At 70.0% G+C, this 3,680-nt stretch carries 4 protein-coding genes; 2 read left to right on the top strand and 2 right to left on the bottom strand.

Going from position 1 to position 3,680, the window contains the following annotated elements; all coding sequences use genetic code 11:
- Positions 1-578: 578 nt before the first annotated feature.
- Entirely contained in the window at positions 579-1,697 is a 1,119-nt protein-coding gene (locus ABD335_RS27475) for a pentapeptide repeat-containing protein (RefSeq protein ID WP_344328339.1), read from the top strand.
- A 160-nt stretch (positions 1,698-1,857) separates the two neighbouring features.
- Here the strand turns inward: ABD335_RS27475 and ABD335_RS27480 are convergent, their stop codons facing one another.
- Together ABD335_RS27480 and ABD335_RS27490 are read right to left on the bottom strand one after the other, a co-directional pair.
- Positions 1,858-2,049: a hypothetical protein gene (locus tag ABD335_RS27480; protein ID WP_344328340.1), complete on the bottom strand. Its 192-nt coding sequence runs from the start codon at positions 2,047-2,049 to the stop codon at positions 1,858-1,860.
- 202 nt (positions 2,050-2,251) lie between these two features.
- The gene (locus ABD335_RS27490; protein ID WP_344328341.1) at positions 2,252-2,629 is read right to left on the bottom strand and encodes a winged helix-turn-helix transcriptional regulator; all 378 of its coding nucleotides are present in this window, start codon (positions 2,627-2,629) and stop codon (positions 2,252-2,254) included.
- A 122-nt stretch (positions 2,630-2,751) separates the two neighbouring features.
- On the opposite strand from ABD335_RS27490, the gene ABD335_RS27495 reads away from it, so the two are divergent.
- The gene (locus ABD335_RS27495) at positions 2,752-3,627 is read left to right on the top strand and encodes an NAD(P)-dependent oxidoreductase (protein ID WP_344328343.1); all 876 of its coding nucleotides are present in this window, start codon (positions 2,752-2,754) and stop codon (positions 3,625-3,627) included.
- The last annotated feature ends 53 nt before the right edge of the window (positions 3,628-3,680 follow it).

The raw sequence follows: 3,680 nt of genomic DNA on the forward strand, positions 1-3,680 counted from the left end.
CACCGCCCCGGCAACGACGCAGCAGGTCAGGTGCGGCATTCCGTTAGGAGTTCCAAGCCGTGAGCAAACGCTGCCCGAAGTCGGGTTCTGGCACACCTTCTGTGGAGCCGACCGTCGCGGCGGCTCACCGACGGCGGCCCGTCCGGAGCCGCGCAGGTCGGCCGCGTGGCCCAGACCCCGAGCGGAGGCGCTCCCTCTTCACACCACAGAGGACGAGCCAGACCCGGGAATCGACAGCACTTGTCCACGGTGGTGCGCCGCTTGGACGCCTCCCGGTCGAAGGCTGGGGCCTGCCGCCCCGGCTGCCCCGCCGCAGCCGGTGACGTTGCCGGCCGGCCGGGACGGGGATCACCGCCCGGCTGCCGCGTCTGCGCAGGTGGGCGCGGTTCTTCGGGGAGGCGTGCGCCTTGTCGCCCCCGACACGGCCGGGGCGGGGGCGGGACGGGCCGCCGAGCGGGTGCGGGGTCCGGGGCGGTCCGACCGACGGCGCCGGGGCGGGTGTACCGCTTGGGGGCGGACGCCGCATACCATCGGCCCGCTGCGAACACCGTGGGAGCGTCGGGCCGAGGGAGCGAGAAGTGCGAAGGGACCGCCTGCGCGTCCTGATCGTGCCGGGCATGGTCGCGGCGGGACTGGTCCTGCTGACGGTGGTGGTGCTGTACCTGCCGGGCTTCGTGGTCGACCACGATCTCGCGGGCGCGCGCCTCGAACCGAAAGACCGCCTCGGCGCGGTGAACGACGTCCGCACCACCCTGTTGCAGGCCGTCGCCGGCGTGGCGATCTTCCTGGGCGCGTACGTCACCTGGCGCCAAGTGCGCGTCGGCCAGGAGGGGCTGAACGCCACGCGCGAGGGGCAGGTCACCGACCGGTTCGGCCTGGCGGTGGAACAGATCGGCAGCGACAAACCCGACGTGCGGATCGGCGGCCTCTACGCCCTGTGGCGGGTCGCCGACCACTCCAAGCGGGAACGCGAGGCCGTCGTCTCCATCATGGCCGCCTTTTTGCGCACGCATCTGCGGTGGCCGCCCACCGAGCCCGGCGCGCCCGCGCCTGACGCGCCGATCAACTCCGTGCCACCGCTGGAGACCCGGGCCCCGGACGCCCAGGTGGCACTGACCTGCCTGGGCGTGCTGTGCCAGGGACGCGAGCCGGAGTGGCTCAACCTCATCTCCACCGACCTCAGGCGAGCCGACTGCGACGGACTGCACCTCCAGGGCGTCATCCTCGACCGGGCGTGTCTGGAGGCGGCAAGTCTCTTCCGTGTCGACCTGACACGCACCTCGATGGCCGGAGCCGTGCTCCGGCACGCCGAGCTGGCGACGTCGATCCTCCGAGCCGCCCGCCTCGTCGGCGCCGATCTGCGCGGCGCGCGACTGGTCGAGACGGACCTGGAGGACGCCGACTTCACCGGCGCGGACCTGCGGGAGGCCGATCTGTGCCGGGCCCGCGCGCCCCGCACCTCACTCCGCCGCGCGGACCTGCGCCTGGCCGACCTGCGCGGTGCCGATCTGAGCACTGCGGACCTGAAGGAGGCGCGGCTGGAGGGAGCGCGGGCGAGCGCCCGTACCCGATGGCCGGAGGACTTCGACGCAGCGGGATCCGGCGTCGTCGCGGCCGAGGGGCCCGAGTCCCCGACCAACCCCATGTCCGGTTTCACACTGCGTACGGACCTTCCGCCGCTGCGCTCGTATCCGTGATCCCGACACCCACGAGCCCGCCACGAGCCGGGAGCCCGACTCTGCGGGCGTTCTCCCGGCCCGGCGACCTGTCGTGACGGTGCCACATCCACTGCACCCCGGCTCCTGCAGCGCGGCGGCCCGCTTGGCAGGCAGTGGCGGGGCGGCTGTCACGGGGATGTCATGTCACCGTTGTCCGCCGGTCGCCGGCGCCACTGCGCCGCGACGGGGATGCCGCGCGGGCGGTCGGTGAGGAGGGCTGCTGGAACTCGACGGTGAGGCCGGAGAAGACCTGCACTTCCTCATCGACGCCGGTCCGGTCCTCACCCTCCGCTTCGAGGACGACTCGGTCGCCGAGGTCGTCGTGGAGCACTTTGGAGCTCGCCCGGATAGGCGCGATGGGGCACCTCGGGAGTAGAACAGGCACAGGACGTGGTGATCATGGAGTTGCGACGCTCCGTGATCATCGGGGAGACCTGTGCCTGCCCCGCGCTCATGGCTGACCGATCCCCTGTGGGACCGATTCGCGGCACCGCTGCTCCAGCGGCCGGCCTACGATCCGGTTCATCCCGCTTCTATCGCCGAACTGTCACGGCATCGTTGACGGAGACCTTTTCGGCCCCGATCCGCCGCATGCGTTCGGTGCCCCATTTCCCCAAGGGGGCCAGGGCGGCGTTGAGCGAGACGCCGTGCTCCGTCAGGGAGTACTCGACCTTCGGTGGCACCTCGCGGTACACCTCACGATGGACGAGCCCGTCTTCTTCCATCTCCCGCAGATGTTGGATCAGCATCTTCTCACTGACGCCCGGCAGACCGCGTCGGAGCTCGGCGAACCGGCGGGTCCCGTAGTGGTGCAGCTCCCAGAGGATCAGCGACTTCCACTTGCCGGCGACTACGTCCATCGCCGCGTCGATGCCGCAGAAGTAGGGACCACGTCGTGCTGATGTTGCCATCCGCCCCCTCCAAGCCGTACTTACCCATGGGTGAGTACCTGACTAATTAGTCAGTACTGGTCAACCCTACCGGCAGCGGGGAGGATCGAGCCGAACGATGGACACGAGGGGGAGCCCCGAAAATGACAACCAACGACAGCGCCCGGGTGAGCGTTCTCGGGCTGGGTGCGATGGGCAGTGCTCTCGCAGCCGCCCTGGTGAAGGCCGGACACGAGACAACGGTCTGGAACCGCTCAGTGGGGAAGGCGGACGGCCTCGTTGCGCAGGGCGCGCAAGCCGCCGCCACGGCCGGCGACGCGGTCCGGGCCAGCCGGCTGGTGATCGCATGTCTGCTGGACCACGCGTCGGTCCACGAGGTGCTTGAACCGCTCTCCGACGAGCTGGCCGGACGAACCTTGATCAACGTAACCACGACGTCACCGGCCCAGTCACGGGAGCTGGCCGCCTGGGCCGCCCATGCCGGGGTCGCGTATCTGGACGGCGGCATCATGGCCGTACCGCACATGATCGGCCGGCCCGGGGCATCGATCCTCTACAGCGGATCGGCCGATGTCTTCGACCAGTGCAAGCCGCTGCTCGACCTGTGGGGCACCAGCACCTACGTCGGTGAGGATGCCGGGCTGGCGTCGCTGTACGACCTCGCCCTACTCGCGGGCATGTACGTCATGTTCGCCGGATTCGTGCACGGCGCCGCCATGGTCGCGCCGGCCGGCGTGACGGCGGGCGAGTTCGCTGCCATGGCCGCACCTTGGCTGACCGCCATGACCGGCGCCTTCCAAGGGTTCGCCACCGTCATCGACGGCGGGGACTACACCGTCGAAGGGCAACAGAGCCTGGAGTTCTCCGACCTCGGTGACCTCCTGGCCGCCAGTTCCGACCAGGGCATCAGCACCGAGGTGGTCGCCATGGTCCAGCGGCTCATCCAACGCCAGATCGATGCAGGCCACGGAGAGGAAGGCTTCGCCCGGATCATCGAGAGCATCAAGCAACCGGGCTAAGAACCTCTAACAGAATGATCATCGGTGTGGGTCGATCAACTTCGACGCTGCGT

The sequence above is a fragment of the Streptomyces macrosporus genome (genome assembly GCF_039533145.1).
Classification (GTDB): Bacteria; Actinomycetota; Actinomycetes; order Streptomycetales; family Streptomycetaceae; genus Streptomyces; species Streptomyces macrosporus.

Bases quoted from the DNA above. Each gene is read 5' to 3' on its own strand.
- ABD335_RS27490 (WP_344328341.1), bottom strand. From the start codon at position 2,629: ATGGCAACATCAGCACGACGTGGTCCCTACTTCTGCGGCATCGACGCG.
- ABD335_RS27495 (WP_344328343.1), top strand. From the start codon at position 2,752: ATGACAACCAACGACAGCGCCCGGGTGAGCGTTCTCGGGCTGGGTGCG.